General features: G+C 73.7%; 26 protein-coding genes. 16 read left to right on the plus strand and 10 right to left on the minus strand.

The genetic code is table 11. From position 1 onward, the window contains the following. Window positions 1-49 precede the first annotated feature (49 nt). Window positions 50-1,969, plus strand: coding sequence for a prolyl oligopeptidase family serine peptidase (locus tag LV78_RS20990; protein ID WP_253846976.1), 1,920 nt, complete (start codon window positions 50-52; stop codon window positions 1,967-1,969). Next, window positions 1,966-2,868: a S66 peptidase family protein gene (locus LV78_RS20995; protein WP_253846977.1), complete on the plus strand. Its 903-nt coding sequence runs from the start codon at window positions 1,966-1,968 to the stop codon at window positions 2,866-2,868. The genes LV78_RS20990 and LV78_RS20995 overlap by 4 nt, the downstream gene beginning before the upstream one ends. An 80-nt stretch (window positions 2,869-2,948) precedes the next feature. Here the strand turns inward: LV78_RS20995 and LV78_RS21000 are convergent, their stop codons facing one another. Continuing rightward, the gene (locus LV78_RS21000) at window positions 2,949-3,815 is read right to left on the minus strand and encodes an SDR family oxidoreductase (RefSeq protein WP_253846978.1); all 867 of its coding nucleotides are present in this window, start codon (window positions 3,813-3,815) and stop codon (window positions 2,949-2,951) included. Window positions 3,816-3,899: 84 nt separating this feature from the next. On the opposite strand from LV78_RS21000, the gene LV78_RS21005 reads away from it, so the two are divergent. Further along, window positions 3,900-4,373, plus strand: a complete 474-nt coding sequence (locus LV78_RS21005; RefSeq protein ID WP_253846979.1) for a MerR family transcriptional regulator — start codon at window positions 3,900-3,902, stop codon at window positions 4,371-4,373. Window positions 4,374-4,422: 49 nt separating this feature from the next. Continuing rightward, window positions 4,423-4,713, plus strand: coding sequence for a hypothetical protein (locus LV78_RS21010; protein WP_253846980.1), 291 nt, complete (start codon window positions 4,423-4,425; stop codon window positions 4,711-4,713). An 8-nt stretch (window positions 4,714-4,721) separates the two neighbouring features. Here the strand turns inward: LV78_RS21010 and LV78_RS21015 are convergent, their stop codons facing one another. After that, window positions 4,722-6,053: a hypothetical protein gene (locus LV78_RS21015; protein ID WP_253846981.1), complete on the minus strand. Its 1,332-nt coding sequence runs from the start codon at window positions 6,051-6,053 to the stop codon at window positions 4,722-4,724. Window positions 6,054-6,205: 152 nt separating this feature from the next. Between LV78_RS21015 and LV78_RS21020 the strand changes: the two genes are divergently transcribed. From LV78_RS21020 to LV78_RS21030, 3 genes are read left to right on the plus strand one after another with little or no spacing between them, the layout of a single operon-like run. Then, window positions 6,206-6,856 carry an HAD family hydrolase gene (locus tag LV78_RS21020; protein WP_253846982.1) on the plus strand — a complete coding sequence of 217 codons (651 nt, stop codon included), beginning with the start codon at window positions 6,206-6,208 and terminating at the stop codon, window positions 6,854-6,856. Further along, window positions 6,853-7,887 (plus strand): phosphotransferase family protein, encoded by a 1,035-nt coding sequence (locus LV78_RS21025; protein ID WP_253846983.1) that lies wholly within the window; start codon window positions 6,853-6,855, stop codon window positions 7,885-7,887. Before LV78_RS21020 ends, LV78_RS21025 begins: the two co-directional genes overlap by 4 nt. Further along, window positions 7,887-9,095 (plus strand): acyl-CoA dehydrogenase family protein, encoded by a 1,209-nt coding sequence (locus tag LV78_RS21030; protein ID WP_253846984.1) that lies wholly within the window; start codon window positions 7,887-7,889, stop codon window positions 9,093-9,095. Before LV78_RS21025 ends, LV78_RS21030 begins: the two co-directional genes overlap by 1 nt. A gap of 374 nt (window positions 9,096-9,469) precedes the next feature. Here LV78_RS21030 and LV78_RS21035 read toward each other — a convergent pair whose 3' ends face one another. Then, a complete protein-coding gene (locus LV78_RS21035; RefSeq protein ID WP_253846985.1) occupies window positions 9,470-10,060 on the minus strand; it encodes a DUF2867 domain-containing protein in 591 nt (196 codons plus the stop codon). A gap of 634 nt (window positions 10,061-10,694) precedes the next feature. On the opposite strand from LV78_RS21035, the gene LV78_RS40890 reads away from it, so the two are divergent. Continuing rightward, window positions 10,695-10,820: a hypothetical protein gene (locus tag LV78_RS40890; RefSeq protein WP_301306996.1), complete on the plus strand. Its 126-nt coding sequence runs from the start codon at window positions 10,695-10,697 to the stop codon at window positions 10,818-10,820. 177 nt (window positions 10,821-10,997) lie between these two features. On the opposite strand, the gene LV78_RS21040 is transcribed toward LV78_RS40890, so the two are convergent. After that, entirely contained in the window at window positions 10,998-11,564 is a 567-nt protein-coding gene (locus LV78_RS21040; RefSeq protein ID WP_253846986.1) for a DUF2867 domain-containing protein, read from the minus strand. A gap of 197 nt (window positions 11,565-11,761) precedes the next feature. On the opposite strand from LV78_RS21040, the gene LV78_RS21045 reads away from it, so the two are divergent. After that, on the plus strand, window positions 11,762-12,067 hold the full coding sequence (locus tag LV78_RS21045; protein ID WP_253846988.1) for a hypothetical protein: 306 nt from the start codon (window positions 11,762-11,764) through the stop codon (window positions 12,065-12,067). 37 nt (window positions 12,068-12,104) lie between these two features. On the opposite strand, the gene LV78_RS21050 is transcribed toward LV78_RS21045, so the two are convergent. The 5 genes from LV78_RS21050 to LV78_RS21070 all read right to left on the minus strand — a co-directional run bounded on the left by LV78_RS21050 (window position 12,105) and on the right by LV78_RS21070 (window position 18,378). Beyond that, window positions 12,105-13,034 (minus strand): RNA-binding protein, encoded by a 930-nt coding sequence (locus LV78_RS21050; RefSeq protein WP_253846989.1) that lies wholly within the window; start codon window positions 13,032-13,034, stop codon window positions 12,105-12,107. A gap of 76 nt (window positions 13,035-13,110) precedes the next feature. Then, the gene (nikE, locus tag LV78_RS21055; RefSeq protein WP_253846991.1) at window positions 13,111-14,757 is read right to left on the minus strand and encodes a nickel ABC transporter ATP-binding protein NikE; all 1,647 of its coding nucleotides are present in this window, start codon (window positions 14,755-14,757) and stop codon (window positions 13,111-13,113) included. Beyond that, complete coding sequence (locus LV78_RS21060; RefSeq protein ID WP_253846993.1) at window positions 14,754-15,635, minus strand: ABC transporter permease; 882 nt, start codon at window positions 15,633-15,635, stop codon at window positions 14,754-14,756. The genes nikE and LV78_RS21060 overlap by 4 nt, the downstream gene beginning before the upstream one ends. Further along, on the minus strand, window positions 15,632-16,591 hold the full coding sequence (locus LV78_RS21065; protein WP_253846995.1) for an ABC transporter permease: 960 nt from the start codon (window positions 16,589-16,591) through the stop codon (window positions 15,632-15,634). The genes LV78_RS21060 and LV78_RS21065 overlap by 4 nt, the downstream gene beginning before the upstream one ends. Beyond that, window positions 16,588-18,378: an ABC transporter substrate-binding protein gene (locus tag LV78_RS21070; RefSeq protein WP_253846996.1), complete on the minus strand. Its 1,791-nt coding sequence runs from the start codon at window positions 18,376-18,378 to the stop codon at window positions 16,588-16,590. The genes LV78_RS21065 and LV78_RS21070 overlap by 4 nt, the downstream gene beginning before the upstream one ends. A 93-nt stretch (window positions 18,379-18,471) precedes the next feature. On the opposite strand from LV78_RS21070, the gene LV78_RS21075 reads away from it, so the two are divergent. Both LV78_RS21075 and LV78_RS21080 read left to right on the plus strand, forming a co-directional pair. Beyond that, window positions 18,472-19,299 (plus strand): M55 family metallopeptidase, encoded by an 828-nt coding sequence (locus tag LV78_RS21075; RefSeq protein WP_253847002.1) that lies wholly within the window; start codon window positions 18,472-18,474, stop codon window positions 19,297-19,299. Window positions 19,300-19,304: 5 nt separating this feature from the next. After that, on the plus strand, window positions 19,305-20,591 hold the full coding sequence (locus LV78_RS21080) for a M20/M25/M40 family metallo-hydrolase (RefSeq protein WP_253847004.1): 1,287 nt from the start codon (window positions 19,305-19,307) through the stop codon (window positions 20,589-20,591). A gap of 33 nt (window positions 20,592-20,624) precedes the next feature. On the opposite strand, the gene LV78_RS42040 is transcribed toward LV78_RS21080, so the two are convergent. Further along, window positions 20,625-21,194 carry a WhiB family transcriptional regulator gene (locus tag LV78_RS42040; protein ID WP_372494982.1) on the minus strand — a complete coding sequence of 190 codons (570 nt, stop codon included), beginning with the start codon at window positions 21,192-21,194 and terminating at the stop codon, window positions 20,625-20,627. 81 nt (window positions 21,195-21,275) lie between these two features. Between LV78_RS42040 and LV78_RS21090 the strand changes: the two genes are divergently transcribed. From LV78_RS21090 to LV78_RS21110, 5 genes are read left to right on the plus strand one after another with little or no spacing between them, the layout of a single operon-like run. Continuing rightward, the gene (locus LV78_RS21090; RefSeq protein WP_253847006.1) at window positions 21,276-22,277 is read left to right on the plus strand and encodes a LacI family DNA-binding transcriptional regulator; all 1,002 of its coding nucleotides are present in this window, start codon (window positions 21,276-21,278) and stop codon (window positions 22,275-22,277) included. 4 nt (window positions 22,278-22,281) lie between these two features. Beyond that, on the plus strand, window positions 22,282-23,106 hold the full coding sequence (locus tag LV78_RS21095; RefSeq protein ID WP_253847007.1) for a glycoside hydrolase family 43 protein: 825 nt from the start codon (window positions 22,282-22,284) through the stop codon (window positions 23,104-23,106). A 58-nt stretch (window positions 23,107-23,164) separates the two neighbouring features. After that, complete coding sequence (locus tag LV78_RS21100; RefSeq protein ID WP_253847009.1) at window positions 23,165-24,406, plus strand: ABC transporter substrate-binding protein; 1,242 nt, start codon at window positions 23,165-23,167, stop codon at window positions 24,404-24,406. 4 nt (window positions 24,407-24,410) lie between these two features. Beyond that, a complete protein-coding gene (locus tag LV78_RS21105; protein WP_253847011.1) occupies window positions 24,411-25,280 on the plus strand; it encodes a carbohydrate ABC transporter permease in 870 nt (289 codons plus the stop codon). Continuing rightward, window positions 25,277-26,104, plus strand: coding sequence for a carbohydrate ABC transporter permease (locus LV78_RS21110; protein WP_253847013.1), 828 nt, complete (start codon window positions 25,277-25,279; stop codon window positions 26,102-26,104). The genes LV78_RS21105 and LV78_RS21110 overlap by 4 nt, the downstream gene beginning before the upstream one ends. Window positions 26,105-26,225 lie beyond the last annotated feature (121 nt).

The following is a 26,225-nucleotide window of genomic DNA, read 5'->3' on the forward strand; positions in this document are numbered from 1 at the left end:
TCGGGGCCGTGCGCGCGGGTGTGCGCGCGTGGGGGGTTAGGGTCGGTTCGTGGTGGAGATCGCGTCGTACGGGACGTGGGAATCGCCGGTGACGGCGTTGGAGGCGGCGCGGGCGGGTGGTGGGCCCCAGTGGGTCTGGCTGCACGGTGGCGCGGTGTGGTGGGCGTGCTCGTTGCCCTCGGAGGGTGGTCGGCTGGAGCTGGTGCGGGACGGGGCGCCGTTGTTGGGGGCGCCGTGGAACGTGCGGAACCGGTTGCACGAGTACGGGGGTCGGCCCTACGCGGTGGTGGACGTGCCGGGTGGGGTGCGGGTGGCGTTCACGAACTGGGAGGACCAGCGGATCTACCTGCTGGACCCGGACGGTGGTGGCGTGCCGGCGCCGATCACGGTGGAGCCGTCGGTGCGGCACGGGTTGCGGTACGGGGACCTGGTGGCGGGGCCTGACGGGGCGTCGGTGTGGTGCGTGCGGGAGTCGGTGACGGGGCCCGCGCCGACCGATGTGGTGCGGGAGGTCGTGTCGGTGCCGCTGGACGGTGGTGAGCCGGTGGTGCTGGCGGCGAGTCACCGGTTCATGGCGGGGGTGCGGCCGAGTCCGGACGGGGCTCATCTGGCGTGGATCGGGTGGGATCACCCGGACATGCCGTGGGACAGCGCGGAGCTGTGCGTGGCCGGGGTCGGTGGTGGGCACCGGGTGGTCGCGGGTGGTGCGGGCGAGTCGGTGTGCCAGGTGGAGTGGGACGGCAGCACGGCGCTGCTGGCGCTGACGGATCCGGACGGCTGGTGGAACCTGCACCGGATCGGGTTCGACGGGTCGCGGGAGAACCTGGCGGCGTGCGAGCGCGAGCTGGGTGGGGCGTTGTGGAAGCCGGGGCAGACGTGGTTCGCGCCGGTGGGTGACGGTTACCGGTACGCGGTGCTGGCGTCGGGGTCGTTGGCGGTGCTGGACGAGCGCGGGAAGACCGTGACGCCGGTGGAGGTGGACCTGCCGGTGTGGCAGGCGGGGATCGTGGTGTCCGGTGGGGTGGTGGCCGGGGTCGCGGGTGGTCCGCTGGTGGAGTCGTCGGTGGTGACGCTGGATTTGTCCACCGGTGAGGTGGTGCACCGGACGGAGGCCGCGGCGCCGCACGCGCGGTACCTGCCGGAGCCGGAGTTGCGGGTGTTCTCGCGGCCGGACGGTCAGCGGGTTCCGGCGTGGGTGTACTCGCCGTTCAACCCGGACTTCGTGGCGCCGGAGGGTGAGCTGCCGCCGTTCGTGGTGCACGTGCACGGTGGGCCGACGGGTCGGTTCGCGCCCGCGCTGGATCTGGACCTGGCGTTCTTGACCAGTCGGGGCATCGGTGTGGTGGCGGTGGACTACGGGGGTTCGACGGGGTACGGGCGGGCGTACCGGGAGCGGTTGCGCGGGCAGTGGGGCGTGGTGGACGTGGAGGACTGCGCCGCTGTCGCGGAGGCGTTGGCGGCGGAGGGGACCGCTGATGGTGGGCGGTTGGCGATCCGGGGTGGCAGTGCCGGTGGGTGGACGTCGGCGGCGTCGTTGACGTCGGTGTCGACGTACCGGTGCGGGATGGTGGCGTTCCCGATCCTGGACCTGGCGGGGTGGACGGCCGAGGGCGGGGAGACGCACGACTTCGAGTCGCGGTACGTGGAGGGGTTGGTGGGTCGGCTGCCGGAGGCCGAGGGGTTGTACCGGGATCGGTCGCCGAGCGGGCGGGCTGACCGGTTGGCGGGTCCGGTGCTGATGTTGCAGGGGTTGGAGGACGAGATCTGCCCTCCGGCGCAGGCGGAGCGGTTCATGGCGGGGTTGGCGGGGAGCGGGGTGCCGCACGCGTACCTGGCGTTCGAGGGTGAGCAGCACGGGTTCCGGCGGGAGGCCACGATCGTGGCGGCGTTGGAGGCGGAGCTGTCGTTCTACGGGCAGGTGCTGGGGTTCGTGCCGTCGGGTGTGCCGGTGCTGGAGCTGGGGTCGTGAGCGGGCCGTTGGCGCCGGGTGACCGGGTGGTGGTGGTGTCGCCGTCGTCGGCTTCGCCTGCGGACGAGGTGGACGCGGGGGTGGCGCTGCTGCGGGGGTGGGGGTTGGACGCGGTGGCGGCGCCGCACGCGAAGGACTACCACCCCGGTTTGCGGTACTTGGCGGGGACGGATCCGGATCGGGCGGCGGATCTGACGGCGGCGCTGGTGGATCCGGGTGTGCGGGGGGTGTTGTGCGCGCGGGGCGGGTACGGCAGTCAGCGCATGGTGGACCTGGTGGACTGGCCGTCGGTGGCGGCGGCGGAGCCGTCGGTGTTCGTGGGGTCGAGTGACGCGACGGCGTTGCACGAGCGGTTCTCGGCGTTCGGGTTGCCGTCGTGGTTCGGGCCGATGGTGGCGACTCCGGCGTTCCTGTCGGACGCGGTGGCGCGGGAGAACCTGCGGCGGGCGCTGTTCGAGGGGGTGCGGTCGTACTCGGGTGCGCCGGTGGTGGGTGGTCGGGCGTCGGGGGTGGCGTTCGGGGGGAATCTGAGCCTGCTGGGTCCTCCCCCGCCGGATGGTGCGGTGGTGCTGATCGAGGAGGTCGGTGAGGAGCCGTACCGGTTGGACCGGATGTTGACGGCGTTGCGGCGGTCGGGGTGGTTCGGCGGGGTGGCGGCGGTGGTGCTGGGGTCGTGGGACGGGTGCGGTGACCGTTCGGTGGTGGACGAGGTGCTGGCGGACCGGTTGGGCACGTTGGGGGTGCCGGTGATCGGGGACGCGGGGTTCGGGCACTGCCCTGAGCAGGTGACGGTGCCGTTGGGGGTGCCGGTGGAGGTGGACGCGGACGCGGGGGTGGTGACGGTTCTGGACCCTGCGGGGAGTGGTGGGCCCCGGCCGTTGTTGGATGTGGCGAGCTGACCGTTCGGCGGTTGGCGTGGTGACCCCCGTGGGGGCCGGGATCTTCCTCCCCGGCCCCCACGGCTTTGTCGTGTGCGGGGTCAGGCGTGGGTGGTGAGCTGGTCGGCGAGGTCGGCGTACCGGTCGAGGGCGGTGGCTCGGGCGGTGTCGCGGTGGGCCTCGTGCTCGGCGAGGCGGGTGAGCAGGGCGTTGCGGATCTCGTGGTAGCAGTCCGGGCCCAGGGGTAGGCGCAGTGGGGTGTGGCCGCTGTCGACCAGGTCGACGAGGGCGGTGGCGATCTTGTCGGGGGCGTTGACCAGGGGGATGGCGCCGCTGGTGATGGCGCGGCGGATTTCTCCGGCGGGGCCTGCGTCGTACTCGGGCATGATCGGGGCGGTGGCGAGGGCCGCGCCGAAGCCGGTGGGGGCCGCGCCGGGTTCGACGATGGTCAGGCCGATGCCGAAGGGGGCGATCTCGGCGGCGGTGGTCTGGCAGAAGCCCTCGATGCCCCACTTGGCGGCGTGGTAGTAGCCGAAGTTGGGGAAGGCCGCTTGGCCGCCCGCCGTGGAGATCTGCAGGACGCGGCCGTGGCCTTGGGCGCGCAGGTGGGGCAGGGCGGCGCGGATGACGGAGATGGAGCCGAGCAGGTTGGTGTCGATCACCTGGCGGATCTGGGTGTCGGTGGCTTCCTCGACGGAGGCAAACACGGCATAGCCGGCGTTGTTGACCACCACGTCGATGGTGCCCAGTTCGGTGAAGGCGGCGTCGACGACCTGGTTCACCTGTTCGGTGTCGGTGACGTCGAGCGCTCGCGTCCAGAGCCGGTCGCCGTGCTCGGTCTTGAGGTCGGCCAGGACCTCGGGGCGGCGCAGGGTGGCGGCGACGCGGTCGCCGCGGTCGAGCAGCTTCCTGGTCAGCAGGAGGCCGAAGCCGGATGAGGTGCCGGTGATGAACCACGTGCTGGTCATTGCTGGTTTGTTCCTCTCGCTCACGTTCTGGTGGTGACGCTATGAGCTGGAGTCGAGGCGAGGTCAACTCCGTAGGGTGGGGGTATGACCTCGGTGACCGGCGCACCCCTGTTGACCATCGGCGACGTGGCCGGGTTGACCGGGTTGAGCGTCCACGCGGTGCGCTTCTACGAGCGGGAGGGGCTGTTCGTGTCGCCCGTTCGGCGCAACGCGGCGGGGCGGAGGGTGTTCGGGCGTGAGGACGTGGGGTGGTTGCGGGCGTGCGCGCGGTTGCGCGGGGCGGGGATGCCGGTGCCGGAGATCCGGCGGTACGCGGAGCTGGTGCGCGCGGGTGGGGGGACGGTGCGGGAGCGGTTGGCGCTGCTGCGGGCGCACGAGGAGCGGATGGCGGCGCAGGTGGCGGAGCTGACGTCGTTGCTGGGTGTGGTGCGGGGGAAGGTGGCGCTGTACGAGGCGCACCTGGAGGCGGGGTCGGCGGAGACGTTGTGGGTGGACGGTCCGGACTGCTCGCCGCCCGCGCCGCCGTCGTCCTCCGGTGGTGTCGGGGGTCGGCGCTAGCGTGCGCGGTGTGGCGGGGTTGTCGGGTCCGTGGGGTGCGTGGCGGGTGGTGCGGCGGAATGACGGCGCGGTGGTGTGCCTGGTCGACGTGGACGAGGTGGATTTCCCGTGGTTGGCCGGCGCGGTGACGCCGGGGCCTGCGTTCGAGGGGTGCGCGCCGCTGTTCGCGCGGGTGCGGGAGCTGGCGGGGCGGGGTGCGGACTGGGGCGAGGCGTACGCGCGGGTCGAGGCGGAGGTGGGGCTGGTGTCGCCGGAGGGGCCGGTGGCGGGGTTCCTGCTGCGCCTGGACGGTGGGCGGGCGTGGTTCCGGTTCGGCGGGGAGCCGTTCGAGGACGGGTGAGCGGTCGGTCAGGGCAGGCGGTGCAGTGCCGCGATGTAGCGGTGGAAGCCGAGGGCGAAGTCCCGCCACTGCTCCACCGGGATCTTGTTGTTCTGGGCGCCCCGGAACTCGAAGATGCCCACGTCGGCGGCCGTCGGGCCAGCGCCGATCCGCTCCTTCTTGGCGCCGAACTCGCCCATGCTCTCGGCGTCCTTGAGGGTGCGGAGCCGGTCGACGCCTCCGAGCAGGCCGGTGAGCCACTCGCGGATGGTCAGCTTCGGGGTGTACGTGCCCTTCCGCTCGCGGTTCTCGTCGACTTTGACGCCTCGGCTGATGACGCTGTCGTCCGCGGTCAGGAGGAGCGCGGGCGGGGTGTTGGTCAGCGCCAGGTTCACCCACTCGTCGTCGTGGGCGCGCCAGTGGGCCTGCTCATCGTCCGGGAGCAGTGTGAACAGGTGCGCGAAGTCGGTGCGGGCCAGCAGTTCGTCGCCGATCTGCTTGGGGTAGTTCAAGGCGATGTTGTACCGGCTGTTGGCGTCGAGAGCGCTGAGTTCGGCTTTGTGGGGGGTGCCGCCCGCGGTGAGGTACTGGGTGATCAGGGTGAGCAGGCCGACGAGCTTCGCGCTGGGGGCGCCGACGCCGGGCACTTGCACGCTGTTCGCCCGGAACTGCATGAGCGCGGCGGTGTTGGTGAGTGCGTCGGGGATGGGGACGGCGTCCTGCCGGAGCCGGGGGATCTTGGCCAGGTCGAGCCCGCTGGTGACTTGGGGGCCTGCTCGCAGGGCGCGGTCGGAGGTGGGTTCGACGAGGTAGGCGTGGTCGTCGGCACGGCCGGTGGCCTGGGACAGGAGGAAGGTGGGGCGAGTGGAGGCGGTGGTCTGCAGGGCGGTCCCGAGGTTGGCGAGGGCTGTCATGGTGCGGTCCAGGTCCTGTTCGCCCTCGGCGCTCTCCTCGACGGGCGGGTGCACGATGAACTCGATCTCGGACTTGCCGCCGCCCGCCTCGTCCGCCTCCAGCTTGAAGCCGGTGTGCGCTGGGCCGATGGGGTCTTTCTTGGCCATGGACGAGGAGCCGATGAGCCGCTTCTTCCTGACGAGCCAGCCGGTCTCGAACTCGAAGCCGACCTTGCGCTGCGCGACCGGGGTGGTCGCGGGATCCGGTCGGGCTTGTCGCGGGCTGCGGGGGCGGGGTGGTGTGCCGCCGCGCACTGCGCGCAGGACCGCGATCTCGCGCTCTCGAGGGGTCAGCGCGGCCACGGCCGCGTTGCCTGAGGCGCGTTGCAGGGCCAGGATCCCGTCGAGGAGTTCGTGGTGTGGTGCGGCGGTGGTGTGGGGCGTGTTCCTCCCACGATGGGCGCGCATGGCCTCGTGATAGCGCACCGGTGAGCTCGGGTGAAGGGGTTCGGCGGCTGCGCGTCCGCTCGGAGCAACCCGGAATCCCCAGTTCAGCGCTCCGCAGCTCCCCCGTCCCGTCACCGTTGACCGACATACCGACCGGTCGGTACCCTCGCGGCGTGGTCAACGCGAGGACGCGTGAGGTCGACGCCGTGGTGCTGGACTGGGGCGGGGTGATGACCGTGCCGGTCCCCGCGTTCGTGGACTCCTGGCTCACCGCCGAGCGGATCGACCGCGCGCGCTACACCACCACCCTGCGCGCCTGGATGGGTCGTTCCGCTCCCCCGGACACCCCGGTGGCGCGGCTGGAGACCGGTGAGCTGCCGGTGGCCGAGTTCGAGGCGCTGCTCGCCGCCGAGCTGACCACCCTGGACGGCTCCCCCGTGCCCGCGCCCGGCCTGCTGCGCCGCATGTTCGGCCAGGCCCACCCCGACCCGGCGATGGTCGCCCTGGTGCGGTCGGCGCGCGCGGCCGGGCTGACCACGGCGCTGCTGTCCAACAGCTGGGGCGAGGGGTACCCGGAGGAGCTGCTGCTGGAGCTGTTCGACGTGGTCGTGGTCAGCGGCCGGATCGGGCTGCGCAAGCCCGACCCGGCGATCTTCGCGCACGCCGTCGAGCGGGTGGGCGCGCCCGCGTCCCGGTGCGTCTTCTTCGACGACATGCCGGGCAACGTGCAGGGCGCCCGCGCCGCCGGTCTGCTCGCGCACCGCCACACGAGCGCGGACGGCACCCGCCGCGTGCTGGAGAACCTGGTCGGAGGAGCCCTGTGAGCACCGAGTTGCCCGGCCTGGACCTGGAGCGCCTGTCGATCCACCTGGGCAGCGGCCCGCTGACCGGCGAGCTGATCCCCGGTGGCCGCTCGAACCTGACCTACCGGGTGGGCGACGGCCGCGAGCGGTGGGTGCTGCGGCGCCCGCCGCTGGGGCACGTGCTGGCCACCGCGCACGACATGGCCCGCGAGCACCGGGTGATCAGCGCGCTGGCGGGCACGGCCGTGCCGGTGCCGCAGGCGCTGCTGCTGTGCGAGGACCCGGAGGTGATCGGCGCGCCGTTCTACCTGATGCGCGAGATGCCGGGGCAGGCGCTGCGCGAGCGCGAGCAGTGCCCGTGGCTCACGCCCGAGCACGCCGCCGCCCTGTCCCACCGGCTGGTGGACGTCCTGGCCGACCTGCACGCGGTGGACCCCGGCGAGGTGGGGCTGGGCGACTTCGGCAGGCCGGAGGGGTTCCTGGCGCGGCAGGTCGACCGGTGGGGCAGGCAGCTGGAGGCCTCGCGCAGCCGGGACCTGCCGGGCATCGACCGGTTGCGGCGGGTGCTGGCCGACACAGTGCCGGTGTCGCGGCGGGCGTCGGTGGTGCACGGGGACTACCGGTTGGACAACGTGCTGGTCACCGAGGACCCGCCGGGCGGGGTGAGCGCGGTGCTGGACTGGGAGATGGCCACGCTCGGCGACCCGCTGGCCGACCTGGGGCTGATGTGCGTGTACTGGGGCGGGCTCGGGCTGGCCGACGACCCGATCACCGGGACGGTGCCCGCGATGCCGGGGTTCGCCTCCACCGGGGAGATGGTCGCCCGGTACGCCGAGCGCAGCGGCGCGGACGTGTCCGGGCTGGGCTGGTACACGGCGTTCGGGTGCTTCAAGCTCGCGGTGATCGTGGAGGGCATCCACTACCGGTACCGGGGCGGGCAGACCGTGGGGGCCGGGTTCGACCGGATCGGGGAGCTGACGGAGCCGCTGGTGCGGCGGGGACTGGCCGAGGCGGGCGCGGGGCGCCCTGGGAGAGCGGGAGAGCAGAGCTGATGGACTTCGCCCACGACGCCACCACCGAGCAGCTGCGGCGGGAGCTGCTGGAGTTCATGGAGGACTTCGTGCTGCCCGCGGAGCCGGTGCTGGCGCGGCAGCTGGCCGAGGCGGACCCGTGGGTCAAGCCGAAGGTGATCGAGGAGCTCAAGGCCGAGGCGCGGCGGCGGGGGTTGTGGAACCTGTTCCTGCCGGACCGGGAGCACGGGGCGGGGCTGACGAACCTGCAGTACGCGCCGCTGGCGGAGATCACCGGCCGCAGCCCGCACCTGGCGCCGGAGGCCTTGAACTGCGCGGCGCCGGACACCGGGAACATGGAGGTGCTGGCGATGTTCGGCAGCGCCGAGCAGCAGCGGGCGTGGCTGCGACCGCTGCTGGACGGGCGCATCCGGTCGGCGTTCTGCATGACCGAGCCGGAGGTGGCGTCCTCGGACGCGACGAACATCGCGACCCGCATCAGGCGCGACGGGGACGAGTACGTGATCGACGGGCGCAAGTGGTGGTCGTCGGGGGCGATGAACCCGGAGTGCGCGGTCTTCATCGTGATGGGCAAGACCGATCCGGGCGCGGAGCGGCACCGGCAGCAGTCGATGGTCCTGGTGCCGCGTGACACGCCGGGGGTGCGGGTGGAGCGCGGGATGCGGGTGTTCGGCTACGACGACGCCTCGCACGGCGGGCACGCGGAGGTGGTGTTCGAGGGCGTGCGGGTGCCCGCGGCGAACCTGATCGGCGGGGAGGGCGACGGGTTCGCGATCGCCCAGGCCAGGCTGGGGCCGGGGCGGGTGCACCACTGCATGAGGCTGATCGGGATGGCCGAGCGGGCGCTGGAGCTGATGTGCAGGCGGGCGCTGGAGCGGGTGGCGTTCGGTCGGCCGCTGGCGGAGCAGGGCGTGGTGCGGGAGTGGATCGCGGAGTCGCGGGTGCGCATCGAGCAGGCGCGGCTGCTGGTGCTCAAGACGGCGTGGCTGATGGACACGGTGGGCAACAAGGGCGCGCACACGGAGATCCAGGCGATCAAGATCGCGGTGCCGCTGATGGCGGAGTGGGTGCTGGACAAGGCGATCCAGGCGCACGGGGCGGCCGGGGTGAGCCAGGACCACCCGCTGGCCGAGCTGTGGGCGTCGGCCAGGACGCTGCGGTTGGCGGACGGGCCGGACGAGGTGCACCGGGTGTCGTTGGCGAAGCGGGAGTTGAAGCGGTACGCGTGAGGGGTGGGGGCGTGCGGTCAGCGCGCCCCCTTGCCGAGGGTGGGCAGGCCGCCGGAGACGGTGCGGACGCTGCTGCCCAGGGGCGCGTCGCCGGGACCGGGTGCGGGCCGCCCGGTCCAGCACCTCCCGCGCGCAGGTGGGGCAGCGCCCGTCGGCCAGGTTGTACCAGGACGTGGAGCGGGGACGTGTTCCGCTGCCCGGCTGCCGTCGCCGTGCGCCTGCCGCTGCTGCCGCGGCTGTGCCGACGACCTCGATGCGGTCTGCCGAGCCTGGTCCCGGTCGTCCACCGCCACCTCCCCCGCCTGTCCTCCACAGTGCTCCTGGAAGGCGGGAGGCGAACCGCAGAACGGCGGTGCCGGTGATGTCGGCCTCGGTCAGCGGGGCCGTTCGCGCCAGGCGCGCTCCCAGCGGCGGGTCAGGGCCGGGTAGACGATCGTGTGGCGGAACGGGCCGATCAGGGACAGGTAGGCGCGACCCAGCCTGCCCCTGGTCTTGACCAGGACGGTCAGGCGCAGCTCGTGGTCGGCGCTGGTGGTCGAGGGCACCCAGCCCAGGTGCATGACCGCGTGCACGGACCGGTTCACGATCTCCGAGGCGGCCTCGGTCGGGAGGTCGTAGAGCGGGGTGAACGGGGGTTGGGCGTGCTGCGGGGTGGTGGTCGCGGTCAGGGCGGCGGGCAGGCGGGTGGCCAGTGAGGCGCCCGCTGGCCTGTCGTCGAGACGGAGCAGGGCGCCGAGCTTCCAGCGGATGGTGAAGAGCAGCTTGACCAGGCCTTTTTGCTTTTCGACGCCGCCGGTTCGGCGCATCGCGGCGTGCATGGCCGGGAAGTCGTCGGGGCCCGCGCCGGGGGTGCTGACGCGCCACACATCGTGCACGTGGAAGTCGTCGGTGACCTCGCGGATGCGCCACGGCATCGCGCTGTACGCGTTGTCGGGCAGCCTCGCCCCGGTGCTCTTGTCCCCCATGCGGGGGATCGTAGGCAGCCCTCGTCCGGTATCACCCGATCGTGCGGGGAAGAACACCGCCGGAATTGTCGGACCCCGCCGCTAGCTTTCCGCACGTGATCGACTCAGCCACCGTCCCGGCCGACAGCGACCGGCCTTCGCTCCACCACGCCTGCGACAGCGCCGCAGGCGCTCACCGCGCTGCTCGGGGGCGACCTGGAGGAGACGGGTGCGGCGCTGGTTTACCGGGGCGCCTGCCTGCTGCGCCCGGCGACTACCCCGGTCGCGCTGTTCGCGGCAGGAGTGCTGGACGACCCGCGCACCGCCCTGGTGCGCGGACGCGGACTGCCCCGGACACCGAGACCGCGATCGTCCCGGCCACCTCGACCGCTGCGGGTGGCGCTGGTGCGGTGACCGGGCGGGTTCGGGCGGGCGTTGGACGCGGCCGGGCAGGAGTCCGAGGCGGTGCGCGCCGGGGTGAGGACGCGAGCTCGGGTGGGCACGGCGGTCGTGCCGCTGCTGGACGACGGGAGCGCCCCGGTGCGCGAGGCCACGCGGGACGGGGAGGCGCGTCTGGTCACTGAGGCGGGACAGGGCCCCGGTCGCGACGGCTGCGCGCCTCCGGGATCGACCGGGGGGCGCTGGTGCTGGGACGGTGGGAGGTGGCACCTGGGCTTGGAGCACCCCGAGCGGGGTGGCCGTCGCCTCGGTCCTGGAGGACGACCTGGCGGCGCCTGCCGAGGTCAGGGCGGCACTGGCGCACCCGGACTGCGACGACTAGTTCCGCGACGGCTCCCCCGCGTTGCAACGCCGGTTCCGGTGGAGCCTGCCGGTGGAGCCTGCCGGTGGAGCGTGGTGGTCCCGGAGTGGAGGTTCGGCGGGCGCGGGCTGCCTGCAGGACCGGGCCGTGCTGCTGGCGGGACCGGGCCGTGCTGCCAGCGGGACGGGAGGCGAGCGCCTAGCGGACCCGGTCGCGCAGCACGCGCTCCCAGCGGCGCACCAGCGACGGGTACACCAGGTGGTCGCGGAACGGGCCGATCAGGCGCAGGTACAGCGAGCCCAGGCGGCCGTTGGTCTTGACCAGGACGGTCATCCGCAGCTCGTGGCCGTCGGCGTCGGGGGTCCAGCCCAGGTGGACCAGGCCGTGGACGGTCTTGTTCGCCAGTTCGGCCACCGCCTCGTCGGGCAACGCGTAGACCCCGGTGAACGGGCCGAACACCCGGCCTGCGGCGGTCGCGGCCAAGGGCGGGGGCAGTCTGTCGGACAGGGGGCGCACGCGCGTGCCCAGGCCGTGCTCGGGGCGGTCCCAGCCCAGCAGCGCGCCCAGGCGCTCGCGGATGGCGAACAGCAGGCCGCCGCCGTCGGAGTGCTCGGTCGCCTCCAGCAGCGCGGCCAGCACCGCCGGGAAGTCGTCGGGGCCCGCGCCGCAGGAGCGGACGCGCCACACGTCCTCGACGTGGAAGTCGGCGGCGTACCGGTGCAGCTGCCACGGGAGTTCGGTGAACGCGCGGTCGGGGAGCTTCATCGGCGTGGGCCCGTGGTGTGCATGGGGTGGTTCTACGCGGTGGGAGGGAGGGCGGGGGCGGAACGGGACCGGTGGGTGCGGGGTGTGAACGAGGCCGCCCGGCAGGCACTCGGATGGGCGCTGTCGGGGCGTGGAGCGGCGGGGAGGATGGCCGGTGCACGAACTACGACGGTCCCCGCGCGAGGTGGAGCGCACCCATGACCAACCGCTTGGTGGGCGCGCTGGCCGCGTTCGCCGACCTGGGTGAGGCGCGGACGCTGCGGCAGGTCGTCGAGGAGCACCTGGGGCCCCGCCGCCGCGAGTACGACGTGCCCGCGCTGACCGAGGCCTACCGGGAGGCGCTCAACGAGCGGCTGGACCCGGTGGGGTTGTCGGTCGACACCGACGACGGGGTCTACGCGGACGGGTGGGTCGACGCCGAGATCACGACCGAGCTGGACGACGCCCTGTACCGGGTGGACCTGGCCGTGCTGGCCGAGCGGCACCGGCACGCGCCAGGGTAAACGGCGGGGTCAGCGCCGGGGTGAGCGGCGGACCGGTTCACTCCGGCCAGCGGGCCCGCACCACGCCGTCCGCGTCCGGCAGCACCGCCGTGCGCAGCGGGACGCGGGCGTCCACGGCGCCGGGGATCAGCCTCGCCGCCCGCGCGCCCGAGAGCAGGGCGGGCAGCGCCGGGTAGTCGGTCTCGTCCAGCAGGCGCGAGCGCAGCGCGCCCCCGGCGTCCTCCCACACCGCCTCCACCACACCTCCGTGCTCGCCCACCCCGGCCAGCACGCCGGGGACGTCGGGGTCCAGGCCCGGCCACACCCGCAGCAGCGCCCTCGGCGCCAGCCCCGCCCGCAGGGCGCCCGCCTCGGCGGGCACGCGGTGCCAGCGGGCGGTGTTGTTGAGGTGCTGCTCCTCCAGGAGCCCGCCCGCGCCCGACAGCCAGGTCCAGAAGTCCGCGTCGGCCGCGTCGTGGGTCACCGGCGGGGTCAGGCAGGGGTCGTACGGGGAGTCCGGGATCGGCTCGGCGAACAGGCCCAGCTCGCGCGTGCGCGTCACCGCCGCCGGGCACGGGCCCGCGGTGCCCACGTACACGTGCTGGTCGTACCCGACGTGCGTGAAGAACACCCCCGGCGCCTCCAGGCGGCACCACGCGCCCTCCTCGCGCAGCATGGTCCGCACCAGCTCCAGGCCCACCGCCAGGGGGACGACGGCGCCGTCGTGGTAGCCGCCGGGAGGCAGGCCGAGCGACTCGGTCAGCGCCTCCAGGTCGCGCGCGCCCGGATCGCGGACCTCCAGCGCGTCCACCCCGCTCTCCCGCGCGAACGCCGCCACCGCCTCCAGGTGCGCGGCCTCCGCCGGGCCCCGGTCCCCGCTGCGGTGGCCGCGCTCGTCCCGCCCGACCGGGTCGTGCTCGCTCACCCGGTGCACGTGGACGTCGTCGGGCGCGCCGCAGCGCCGGGAGTGCCGGTTCGGAGGGGTCACCCGCGCCAGACTAGGCGTCCGTTCGGCCGAACGTGCCCGCTTCGACGCTGCTCACGGCCGGACGCCCCCGCCGAGCTCACCCCGCCTCCGGCCCGCCCCTCCCGGCCCGCTGCCGCGAGTCCAGCGGCCACACCGCCGCCAGCAGCGCGCGGGTGTACTCGTGCCGAGGCCGCAGCAGCACCTCCTCCACCGGTCCCTGCTCCACGAACCGCCCGTCCAGCATCACCACCACCCGGTCGGCGATGGTCCACGCCAGGCCCAGGTCGTGGGTGATCACCAGCGCGCCCAGGCCCAGATCGGCGCGCAGGCGCAGCAGCAGCGCCAGGATCTCCCCGCGCACCGACGCGTCCAGCGACGCCACCGGCTCGTCCGCGATCAGCAGCCTGGGGCCCAGTGCCAGCGCGCCCGCGATGACCACGCGCTGCCGCTGCCCGCCGGACAGCTCGTGCGGCAGCGCGTGGGTGAACGACACCGGTGGCCGCAGCTCGGCCTGCTCCAGCGCCGCCGCGACCAGGGCGGCCTCGTCGCCGTCGACGCGGTGGATGCGCAGGCCCTCGGCGATGGCCTCGTACACCGAGTGCCTCGGGTTCAGCGCGCTGGTGGGGTCCTGGAGCACCAGCTGCACCTGCCGCCGGAACGCGCGCAGCCCGGACGAGGAGCGGGGCAGCGGTGCGCCGTCGAACTCGACGCGGCCGGAGGTGGGGCGTTGCAGGCCGAGCAGGGTGCGGGCCAGGGTGGTCTTGCCTGAGCCGGACTGGCCGACCAGGGCGACGATCTCGCCCGGCCGCACGTCCAGGTCGACCCCGTCCACGGCCGCCACCCCGTCGAAGGCCACCCGCAGGTCGCGGGCGCTCAGCAGCGGCGCCCCCGGCTCGTCGTGCGCGCGCACCCGCCGGAACGCCGGGTCGCCCACGGTGGGGAACGCGGCGGCCAGCGCGCGCGAGTGCTCGTGGACGGGGGCGGCGATGACCTGCCGGGTGGGGCCCTGCTCGACGACCTTGCCCCGGCGCATCACGGCGAGCCGGTCGCAGGTGGCGGCGAGCACGGACAGGTCGTGGCTGATCACGACCAGGCCGATGCCGCGCTCGGCGACCAGCCGGGTGAGCAGGCCCAGGACCTGGGCCTGGACGACGACGTCGAGCGCGGTGGTGGGCTCGTCGGCGATGACGAGGTCGGGCGCGCAGGCCAGCGCCATGGCGATCATGGCGCGCTGCTTCTGGCCGCCGGAGAGCTCGTGGGGGTAGGCGCGGGCGGCGCGCGCGGGCAGCTCGACCTGGTCGAGCAGGTCGGCGACGGCGGCGTCCACGCCCGAGGGGGCGGGGACGCCGTGCAGGCGCATGGGCTCGGCGATCTGGCCGCCGACGCGCCGCACGGGGTTGAAGGCGTGCATGGCGCCCTGGAACACCACGGACGCCTCGGCCCAGCGCACGGCGCGCAGCCTGCCCCAGGACATGGTGGTCACGTCCTCGCCGCCGAGCTCGATCCGCCCGGTGACCTCGGCGGTGCGGGGCAGCAGGCGCAGCACGGACATGGCCACGGTGGACTTGCCGCAGCCCGACTCCCCCGCCAGGCCGAGGGTCTGGCCGGCGTCCAGGTCGAGGTCGACGCCGTCGACGGCGGGGTGCTCGTCGCGGGAGCGGGCGTAGCGCACCCGCAGGTCCCGGACGCGCAGCAGCGGCCCGGCAGAGGGAGAGGCGGAGGCAGAGGCGGCGGCGGCGGTCATCGGTGGCCTCCCAGCCTGGGGATGAGCACGGACTCCATGGCGCGCCCGCACAGGGTGAACGCCAGCACCACGGCCACCACCCCCAGCCCCGGCGGGAGGATGAACCACCAGGCGCGCTGCGAGACGGCCCCGTAGCTGCTGGCCGCGTGCAGCATCGACCCCCAGGACACGCGGGTGGGGTCGCCCAGGCCCAGGAACGACAGGGTCGACTCGGAGATGATCGCGCTGGCCACCGCCAGGGTGGTGTTGACCAGCACCAGCGGCAGCACGGCGGGCAGCACGTGCCGCCCGACCACGTGCAGGTGCCCGCCGCCGAGGGCCCTGGCGCGCTCGACGAACGGGCGGGCCTCCACGGCGAGGGTCTGGGCGCGCACCAGGCGGGCGGTGGAGGGCCAGGAGGTGACGCCGATGGCGAGCACGATCGTGGCCAGCCCGCGCGGCAGCACGGTGGACAGGGCGATGGCCAGCACCAGCGAGGGCAGGGCGAGGAAGAAGTCGGTGGCGCCCATGAGCACGCCCTCGGTGCGGCGGAAGTGCGCGGCGGTGACGCCGACGACGGTGCCGATGAGCACGGACAGCACGGCGGCGGCCAGGCCGACGACCAGGGACACGCGGGTGCCCCACCAGGTCAGCAGCAGCACCGAGCGACCGCTGTTGTCGGTGCCCAGCCAGTGCTCGCCGCTGGGCGGCCGGTAGGGGGCTCCGGTGGCCTTGGTGACGTCCAGGCCGCTCGCGTCGGTGAGCAGGGGGGCGAGCAGAGCGAGCGCGGCGATGGCGCCGAGCAGCACCAGTCCGGCCAGTCCGGCGCGGTGGGCGGCGAAGGCGCGCCAGGTGGCCGCGGCGGCGGCGAGGCGGCGGCGCCTGACCAGGGCGCTCACGAGGCGCGCACCCTGGGGTCCAGGACCCGGTAGAGCAGGTCGGCCAGCACGTTCATCAGCACCACCGCGCCCGCGAGCAGCACGAACACCCCCTGGAGCAGTTGCAGGTCCGGTCCGGTGAGCGCCTCGTAGGTCAGCAGGCCGAGGCCCGGCCAGGAGAACACCGTCTCGACGGTGATCGCGCCGGACACGACCAGCCCGAGGTGCAGGAAGACGAGGGTGACGGTGGGCAGCAGGGCGTTGGGCACGGCGTGGCGGCGGCGCACCAGGTCGTCGCGCAGACCCTTGGCGCGGGCGGTGGTGATGTAGTCGGCGTGCTTCTCCTCCAGCAGTGAGGAGCGCATGACCAGCAGGTACTGGGCGTAGACGACGGAGACCATGGTGAGCACGGGCAGCACCATGTGGTGGGCGACGTCGAGCGCCTGCGGGAGGAAGTCGGGCGGGGTGTCGGGGTAGCGCATCCCGCCGCTGGGGAACAGGTCGCCGGTGATCATGGACAGCAGCAGCCCGAGCCAGAAGGTGGGCATGGCCCACTGGGCCAGGGCGGCGCCGGTGGAGACGCGGTCGAAGGCGCTGTCGTGCCGCCAGGCGCCGCGCACGCCCAGCCACAGGCCGAGCGCGACGGCGAGGACGGTGGCGGTGCCCGCGAGCAGCACGGTCGGCCACAGGCGTTCGCCGATCAGCTCCAGCACGGGGCGGCGGAAGATGTAGGAGGTGCCCAGGTCGCCGCGCAGCGCGTCGGCGACCCAGGCGGTGAACTGCTCGTGGACCGGCCGGTCGACCCCGAGCTCGGCGCGCAGGACGGCGAGCTGGTCGCGGGTGACCGGGCGGCCCCTGGTCATGGCGACCACCGGGTCGCCGGGGATGACGCGGAAGAGCAGGAAGCCGAGCACGACGACGAGGACCAGGCTCGCCGCCGCGCCCGCCAGCTTCCCGAGCAGGTAGCGGGTGCTCACTCGCGGTCCTCGGCGCCCGCGCCGCGCCTGCGGGCCAGCACGACCCCGCCCGCGACGACGAGCGCGGCGATGCCCGCGATCAGGACCACGACCGGGGTGCTGCCGCCGTTCTCGCGGCTCGCGGTGGTGGCTGCGGGGGTGGCGCCGTAGTAGCCCCACACGCCGTTCTGGGCCATGATCACGCCGCCGGGGTCGGGTTGGACGGGGAAGCCGGTGAACTTGTCGCTGCGGTAGGCCTCCAGCACGTTGTCGTAGCCGAGGACGACGGCCGGGACCTGCTCGTAGAAGCGCCGCTGCATCTGCTTGACCAGGTCCGAGCGCTTGGCCTGGTCGAACTCGGCGCGCTGGCGGGCGTGCAGGGCGTCGTACTCGGGGTCGCAGAAGAACGTGTCGGTGGTTCCGCCCTTGCCGTCGGCGCCGGGGCGCTGGGCGCAGGTGTGCAGCGACAGGATGAAGTCGGGGTCGGGGTTGGTGCCCCAGCCGGAGAAGACCAGGTCGAAGGTGCCCGCGGTGGCGGACTCGTTGAGCTGGTTGTCGGAGACGATCTGCACGTCGACGGCGACGCCGATCTCGGCGAGGCCGCCCTTGACGAACTCGGCGGCCTGCTCGTCGTAGGCGCGGCTGGAGTGGCCGAGCAGCCGCAGCTTGAGCGGGCGGCCGTCCTTGGCGCGGGTGCCGTCGGCGCCGCGCGCGTACCCGGCGGCGTCGAGGGCGGCGCCTGCCGCGGCGGGGTCGTGCGGCAGCGGGTCGGGGTCGGGCTGCGGGAGGTGGTAGGCGGGGAAGACCGGCGGGATGGGGCCGGTGCCGCGCTGGGCGTAGCCGTTGTTGACGCGGGCGATGATGGCGTCGCGGTCGATGGCCTGGGCGATCGCGCGGCGCACGACGAGGTCGCGCAGGGCGGGGTGGCCGTCGCCGATGGGCTCGCCGGTGTTGGTGGCGGCGCCGGAGTTGATCACCAGCTCGTTGAAGCGGCGGCCGTTGGCCTTGTTGCGGGTGACGCCCTCGGCGCCGTCCAGCGAGTCGAACTGGGCGGGGCCGAGGCGGTTGACCAGGTCGACCTCGCCCTTGGCCAGCGCCTGGGCGGCGGCGTCGGTGGTCTTGTAGTAGACGAAGACGAGGCTGTCGTACTTGGGCGCGCCGCGCCAGTAGGTCTTGTTGGCTGTGAAGCGGATGAACTCGTTGGGCTTGTGCTCGGCGAGCACGAACGGTCCGCTGCCCACGACCGGGCCCTGGTCGTTGGTGTAGTCGCCGACGCTGGTGACCTTCGACCAGACGTGCTCGGGGACGATGGGCACGTCCAGGGCGAGCATGGTGGCCTGCGGCTGCTTGGTCCTGATCACGACCTCGCGGCCGTCCGGGGAGGCGGTGACGGACTCGAAGTCGGCGGTGAAGCTGCCGTTGGCGGTGGCGGCGGTGGTGTCGCGCATCATCAGGTCGTAGGTGAAGGCGACGTCGTCGGCGGTGATGTCCTGGCCGTCGGACCACTTGCGGCCCTCGGGGATGTGGAAGGTCCAGGTGAGCCGGTCCTCGCTGGAGGACCAGCGGTCGGCGAGGGCGGGGACGGGGGTTTGGTCGCGCTGGTCGTAGGCGGTGAGGAAGTCGTACATGAGCCTGCCGACCTCGGTGCTGGCCTGGAAGGTGGCCAGGAACGGGTTGAGCGAGTCGACCTGCTGGGTGATCGCCACCCGTAACGCGATCTCGTTCTGGGCCTGGGCCGGTACCCCGAAGGGCAACACGGACAGACCTGCCGCCGCCGACGCGGCGGCGATACGCTGCCAGACACCCACAGTGACCCCCTCCTACACTGAGTGGATGTCAGAAATTAACCACTATGGCGGTAGTAGCGTCAAGAGTTGTCATGAAGCGGTGGGGGTGAACCCGTGCGCGTGCTGATCTCCGCCGACATGGAGGGCGCCACCGGCGTCACCTGCACCGCCGACGTGGTGCCGCAGACCGAGCAGTGGCAGCGCTTCCGCCGGATGTTCACCGACGACGTCAACGCCTGCGCCGCCGGGCTGCTCGACGGCGGCGCGGACGACGTGCTGGTCAACGAGGCCCACTCCAGCCAGCGCAACCTCCTGCTGGAGGCCCTGGACCCGCGCGCCAGGATGCTCACCGGCCGCCACAAGCCCCTGTCGATGATGCAGGGGATCGACGGCGACGTGGACGGCGTGGTGTTCCTCGGCTACCACGCGGGCGCCGGGCAGGAGGGCGTGCTCGCCCACACCTACCTGGAGAACTCGATCACCGGCGTGTGGTTGGACGGCGTGCCCGCCTCCGAGGGCAGGCTCAACGCGGCGCTGGCCGCCGAGCACGGGGTGCCGGTGCTGCTGGTCACCGGCGACGACCGGGCCTGCGCCGACGCCGCCGACTACGCCCCCGGCGCGGAGCTGGCCGTGGTCAAGGAGTGCGTCAGCCGCTACGCCGCGATCTGCGCGCCCCCGACCGTCACCTCCGCGCTGATCACCGAGGCCGCCCGCCGCTGCGCCGCGCGCCTTGGCCGGACCGAGGGGGCGGTGGCCGCGCACCGGATCGAGGTCGAGTTCGACGCCACCCACCTGGCCGCCGCGGCGGCCGTCGTGCCCACCGTGGAGCTGCTGGCCCCGCTGCGGGTGGGGTTCGACGCGGCGTCCATGACGCTCGCGATGCAGGCGTTCAAGGTCGTGACGGCCATCGCGGCGGGGGCCGTTGAGGGCATCTACGGTTAGGCCCCATGGCTGAAGACGTCGTGGACCTCTGCGCCGCGCTGCTGCGCATCGACACCACCAACCGGGGGCGCGGGGACGCCGAGGGCGAGCGCGAGGCCGCCGAGTTCGTCGCCGCCCACCTGGAGGGCTGCGGCATCGGCGCCACCCTGGTCGAACCCGCCCCCCGGCGCACCAGCGTCCTGGCGCGCGTGCCCGGCAGCGACCCGTCCCTGCCCGCCGTGCTGGTGCAGGCCCACCTGGACGTGGTGCCCGCCGACGCCTCGGAGTGGAGCGTGCCGCCGTTCGCCGGGGTGCAGGAGGGCGGGTTCCTGTGGGGGCGCGGCGCGGTGGACATGAAGGACATGGTCGCCATGACCCTGGCCGTGGTCGGCGAGTGGTCGCGCACCGGGCGGCGGCCCCGGCGCGACGTGGTGCTGGCGTTCGTCGCCGACGAGGAGGACCGGGGCGACCTGGGCGCGCACTGGCTGGTCCAGCACCACCGCGACCACTTCGCCGGGGTGAGCGCCGCGATCAGCGAGTCCGGCGGCTACTCGTACCGCTCCGGCGGCAGGCGGGTGTACCCGATCGGCACCGCCGAGCGCGGCACCATGCACCTGAGGCTGACCGCGAGGGGCCGGGCCGGGCACGGGTCGCGGCGCAACGACGACAACGCCGTGGTCAAGCTCGCCCAGGCGCTCGCGAGGATCGCCGCCCACCGCCACCCGGTGCGGCTGACCCCGGCGGTGCGGATGTTCCTGGAGCGCACCGGCGCGGCGCTGGGCGTGCCGGTGGACCTGGCCGACGTCGACGGCGCCCTGGCGCGGCTCGGGCCGGTGGGGGCGCTGGCCGAGTCGACGGTCCGGTGCAGCACCACGCCGACCGTGCTGCGCGCCGGGTACAAGGTCAACGTCATCCCCGGCACGGCGGTCGCGGAGCTGGACGTGCGGACGCTGCCGGGGACCGAGGAGGAGCTGCTGGCGGACCTGGACGCGCTGCTCGGGCCGGGCGTGGAGCGGGAGTTCCTGGAGAACCAGCCCGCCGTGCAGGCGCCCGCCGACGGGCCGTGGTTCGAGGCGATGGAGCGCGCGCTGCGGGCGGAGGACCCGGAGGCGGTGGTCGTGCCGTACTGCATGGGCGGGGGCACGGACGCGAAGGCGTTCAGCACGCTGGGCATCGACTGCTACGGCTTCGCGCCGCTGGCCCTGCCGGAGGGGTTCGACTACCGGGCGATGGCGCACGGGGTGGACGAGCGGGTGCCGGTGGACGGGCTGCGGTTCGGGGCGCGGGTGCTGGACCGGTTCCTGTCGGAGTAGGACTGCCGGGGATGATCGGAAGGCGGCGACTCCTCACTTCGCCGTCTTCCGACGCCGCTCGCGCTCGTACAAGGCGTGTGCGTCCTTGCACTCGCGGCAGTCACATCCCCATCGCACCCGCCGTGAGTTGGTGCCGTGCGGTGGGAGGTCGGCGGGAACGGGGAACCCGAACTCGGCCGCCACTCGCTTGCGTGCCACCCGGTCGAGGCCTCCCCACACACCCCACGGCTCGCCGCGTTCCAACGCGCTCACCGCGCAGGGCAACCGCACTGGACAGCCAGAGCAGATCACCAGGGCGACCAACGCGTGCACGCTGGCGGGTTTCGAGTCGTGCCAGGCGTTGAAAGCAGGCTCGACGACCCGCCCGTCACGGCGCACTTCTCTGCGATCGAGTTCAGGAAAGAGCCTGCAAGCAGCATCTTCGTGCCACTGCGGAACCTCGAGCGGCAGCCGTGCCGCAGGATGATCGGTGCGCATGCCACAGTCGTAATCACCGGAACTGGCCCTGTCCCCGCCGAAGTGCGCTCCTCTCGCGAAACCACCCCCTGACAAGGGCACCGAGCGCGGACACCGGCCTGGTGTCATCGGTCGTCGCCTGGCCATCCGCCACGCCGTCACCCGCACAGTCCTGGACACCCTCAGCCTTATCGTTAAACTTTAACGCTAACGCGAAAGGGGGTCCCGTTGCCCAGGGTCACGATCGCCCAGGTCGCCACCGAGGCGGGGACCTCGGCCATGACCGTCTCCAACGTGCTCAACAACCGCCCCGGCGCGTCCGAGGCCACCAGGGAGCGCGTCCTCGACGCCGCGCGCAGGCTCGGCTACCGGCCCAACCTGGCCGCACGCCACCTGCGCGGCGGGCGCACCGGGCTGGTCGGGGTGCTCACGCACGACCTGACCAGCCAGTACGCCCTGGAGATCGTCCGGGGGATCGCCGACGAGCTGGCCGTGGCCCAGCGGGAGGTCCTCATCAGCGCCACCTACCAGGACGCCCACCGGGAGACCGAGCGCATCGGCCTGCTCACCGGCGGCCTGGTGGACGCGCTGCTGCTGGTCGCGCCCGTGCTCGACGACGACGCGCTCGCGCTGCTCGCGGACACCGCGCCGCGCTGCCCGACCGTCGTCGTCGACCCGCGCGCGTTCGACATCGCCCCGCCCACCGTCGCCGTCGACAACTACGGCGGCTCGCGCCAGGCCACCGAGCACCTCATCGAGCTCGGGCACACCCGGATCGCGCACGTGTGCGGCCACCCCGGCTTCGAGTCCTCGGCCGAGCGGCTGCGCGGGTACCGCGACGCCGTCCGGCTCGCGGGCCTGCCCGCCGACGAGGTGCCCGACGGGGCGTTCAGCCACGAGTGGGGCTTCCACGCGGGCGCCACCCTGGCCGAGCGCGCCGAACCGCCCACCGCGGTGGTCGCCGCCTCGGACCTGATCGCGCTGGGCGTCGTCGACGCCGCCCGCGCGCGCGGGCTGTCCGTGCCCGCCGACCTGAGCGTCGTCGGCTTCGACGACCTGCCGCTGGCCGCCCAGCTCTTCCCCGGACTGACCACCGTCCGACAACCGCTGCACGACATGGGAGTCACCGCCGTGCGAATGCTCACCGACCGACCCGACACCACCCCGGCCCGGCGCGTCCGGATGGACACCACGCTGATCACCAGGGGCACCACCAGGGGGGTGCTCTAGAACCGTGCACGTGCTGTCCTACTTCACCACCGACCACGAGGCCCTGCACGTGGCCACCAGCCCCGACGGCCACCACTTCACCCCGCTCGACGACGGCGCCCCGGTGCTGCGCGGGCAGGTCGGCGCCGGAACGCTGCGCGACCCGTTCCTGCTGCTCGGCCCGGACGGGCTCTACCACCTGCTGGCCACCGACGGCTGGTCCAGCCCGCGCATCGTGCACGCCACCTCCCCCGACCTGCGCCGCTGGTCGCCGCAACGCCTCCTGGAACCGATGTCCGGGGTGACCGGGGCGCGCAACGCGTGGGCCCCGGAGGCGTTCACCGACGACGACGGCGTCGTGCACCTGTTGTGGTCCTCCGTGGTCGACCCGGACAACGACGACCACGACTGGCACCACACCAACCAGGAGCACCGCATCTGGCACACCTCCACCCGCGACTTCACCGACTTCACCCCGCCCGGGGTGTTCTTCGACCCCGGCTACCCGGTGATCGACGCGACCGTCGCCCGCGCGGACGGCCGCTACGTCATGGCGTTCAAGGACGAGCGCGGCGAGAACACCCCCGGCACCGACCACAAGAACATCCTGCTCACCACCTTCACCGACCCGCACGGCCCGCTGAGCGAGCCCACCGGGCCGATCACGCCCAGCCCGGTGGAGGGGCCGTCGCTGTTCCGCAGGGGCGACGAGTGGGTGCTGATCTTCGACCACTTCCTCGACGACGGCTACGGCGCGCTGGCCAGCGCCGACGACATGTCCACCTGGGAACCCACCGACATCGGGATGCCGCCGGGGATGCGGCACGCCTCGGTGCTCGTGGTGCCCTAGAGCCCGCGCGCCCGCCGGAGCAGGCGGGGAAACGCGCGGCCAAAGAGGGGAGCACACCGTGCGCACGACACCGGCCGCCCTGGCGGTCCTGATCGCCCTGCTGCCCGCGCTGCCCGCCTGCTCCGCCGACGACGGCGCCTCGGGCGAGGTGCTCACCGTCGTCGGCTGGAAGGGCGGCGGCGGCGAGGAGGCCCGATTACCCGAGCTGAACGCGGCCTTCGAGCGGGCCCACCCCGGCGTGCGGGTCGAGCACCACTACGTCGGGCCCGGCAACTACGAGACGTACAACAACCCCAAGCTCGCGTCCGGCACCGCCGCCGACGTGATCATGGTCGACAAGGCGAAGACCCGCACCTGGACCGACCAGGGCTACCTCGCCGACCTGTCCGACCAGCCCTGGGTCCCCACCGTGCGGCCCGAGCTCGCGCCGTTCACCACGGTCGACGGGCGCACCCGCCAGTTCACCCAGGAGAACATCGGCATCGGCCTGTACGCGAACCTCGACCTGCTGGCCTCGGCGGGCGTCACCGAGGTGCCGCGCGACTGGCCCACCATGCTGGAGGTGCTCGGCAAGCTCCGCGAGCAGGGAAAACCCGGCCTCCTGGTGCCCAACAAGGGCGGCTGGGGCGGGGTGCAGCTCACCCTCGCGCTGGCCGTGAACCGGCTCGACCCCACCTGGAGCGCCGACTACAACGCCGGTCGCGCCCGCTTCGACCCCGACTGGGCGCCGGTGGTGGACGAGCTCAAGCGCGCGGTGGCCTCCGGCGCGGTCGACGGCAGGCTCATGCTCGGCCTGGACGCCTGGTCGGACGCGCTCACCGAGTTCAAGGCGGGCCGCTGGGCGTTCCTGGTCCAGGGCGCGTGGAAGCTCGCCGACTTCCGCGCCGACATCGGCTTCCGCTTCTCCCTGAACCCCATCCCCGCAGGTCCGGCCGGGAGCGAGCCGGTGGCCGTGACGTTCGTGGGCACCGGCTGGGCCGTCAACGCGAACGCCCGGCGCCCCGACCTGGCCCGCGAGTACGTGAAGTTCATGGCCGAACCCGACAACGCCCGCCTGTACTGCGAGGCCGAAGGCGCGTTCTCCACCCTCGTCGGCGGGACCACGACCCTGCCGGACGAGGCGTCCGCGCTGGTGGCGGCCTTCGACGCGGGCCGCTGGGCCGGATCGCCCGCGCAGGGCCTCGACCACCCCGGAGCCGAGGAGGTCATGGGCACCGCCCTGCAGGAGGTGTTCCTGGACCCGGCCACGTCCACCGAGGGCGTGCTCGCGGCCCTCGACCGGATGCCCGCGCAGGGGTGAGGGGATGCTGCGCACCCGCACCTCGCTGGCGCTCATCGCGCCCGCGGCCCTCCTCTACGCGGCGCTGCTGCTCTACCCGGCGGTGCGCGGCGTCGCGCTGAGCTTCACCGACGCGCGGGGCGTGGTCGGCGGGCGGTTCGTCGGCCTGGACAACTACGCGGCGCTGCTGGCCGACCCGGCCGTGGGCGCTGCGGTGCGCAACACGGTGCTGTTCACCCTGGTCGTGGTGGTGGCGCAGAACGGGCTGGCGCTGCTGCTGGCGCACTGGCTGCACCGGGTGCCGTCGGTGCGCTCGCTCGCCCGCGTCGCGCTGCTGGTGCCCAGCACCACCGCCGTGGTCGTGGTCGGCTACGTGTGGGCGCAGGTCTACTCGCCGGTGGGCGGGCCGCTGGACGCGGTGCTCGGCGCGCTCGGCCTCGACGAGCTGCGCCGGGTGTGGCTGGGGGACCCGGCGACGGCGCTGCCCGCGATCGCGGTGGCGAACGTGTGGATGTACCTGGGGCACGCGACGGTGATCTTCCTGGCCGGGTACCTGGCCGTGCCGACCTCGGTGTTCGAGGCGGCCGAGCTGGACGGGGCGCGCGGGTGGCGGCGCTTCCGGCACGTGGACTGGCCGCTGCTGGCGCCCGCGCTGACGATCAACGTCACCCTGTCGGTGATCGGGTCGCTGCGGGTGTTCGACCTGCCGTTCGTGATGACCGGCGGCGGGCCGGGGGACGCGACGCGCACGCTGAGCCTGCTGGTGTGGGAGAGCAGCTTCCGCGACTACCGGTTCGGGTACGGCACGGCGGTGGCGACGGTGCTGCTCGCGGTGACGGTGGTGGCGTCGCTGGTGATCACCCTGGTGCTGCGGCGGCGGGAGGTGACGTGGTGAGGCGCGGGCGGTCCCCAGGGCACCCGGTGGCGGCGGTGTTCCTGGTCGCCGTGGCCTTGGTGGTGCTCTCGCCGCTGCTGTTCGCGGTGCTGGCGTCGCTGCGCACGGACGCGGAGGTCGCCGCCGACCCGCTCGGCTGGCCGACCGCCCCGGCGTGGGGCAACTACGGCCGGGCCGCCGAGGCGATGGGGTACGGGCGGGCGGTGCTCAACACGCTGGTCGTGACCGGCGGCGCGGCGGTGCTCACGGTGCTGGCCGGGTCGCTGTGCGCGTGGGCGCTGACCAGGCACGTGCGGCGGTGGACGGCGGTGGTGTACCAGCTGTTCGTGGCCGGGCTGACCGTGCCGGTGTTCGTGGTGCTCACCCCGGTGTACCTGCTGCTGCGCGACCTCGGGCTGATCAACACCCACCTGGGGGCGGTGCTGGCGCACACCGCGCTGAACCTGCCGTTCGCGGTGTTCTTCTACTGCGGGTTCCTGCGGGCGGTGCCGGTGGAGCTGGAGGAGGCCGCGGTCCTGGACGGCTGCTCCACGCCGAGGCTGTTCACCTCCGTGGTGTTCCCGCTGCTGCGCCCGGCGACGGCGACCATGGCGGTGTTCGTGGTGCTGGCGGTGTGGAACGACCTGATCGTCTCGATGCTGGTCCTGGACGACGAGTCCCTGCGCCCGGTCACCCCGGCCGCGTACACCCTGGTCGGCCCGTACGGCTTCGAGCCGTCGACCCTGTTCCCGGCCGTGGTGCTCGCGGCGGCGCCGCTGGTGGTGGTGTTCCTGGTGTTGCAGCGGCACATCGTCGCGGGGATCACGGCGGGGGCGGGCCGGTAAGGGGGCGGTCGCTGAGGACCGCCGGGGGATGTGCCGCGCGAGGGGACGGCACATCCCCCGGTTTCCCCGCCTCCGGGGGCCGTTCAGGCGCGGGATTCGCCCATCCGGCCACACCAGCCAC

Source organism: Actinosynnema pretiosum (genome assembly GCF_024171695.1).
In the GTDB taxonomy this organism is placed as follows: domain Bacteria; phylum Actinomycetota; class Actinomycetes; order Mycobacteriales; family Pseudonocardiaceae; genus Actinosynnema; species Actinosynnema pretiosum.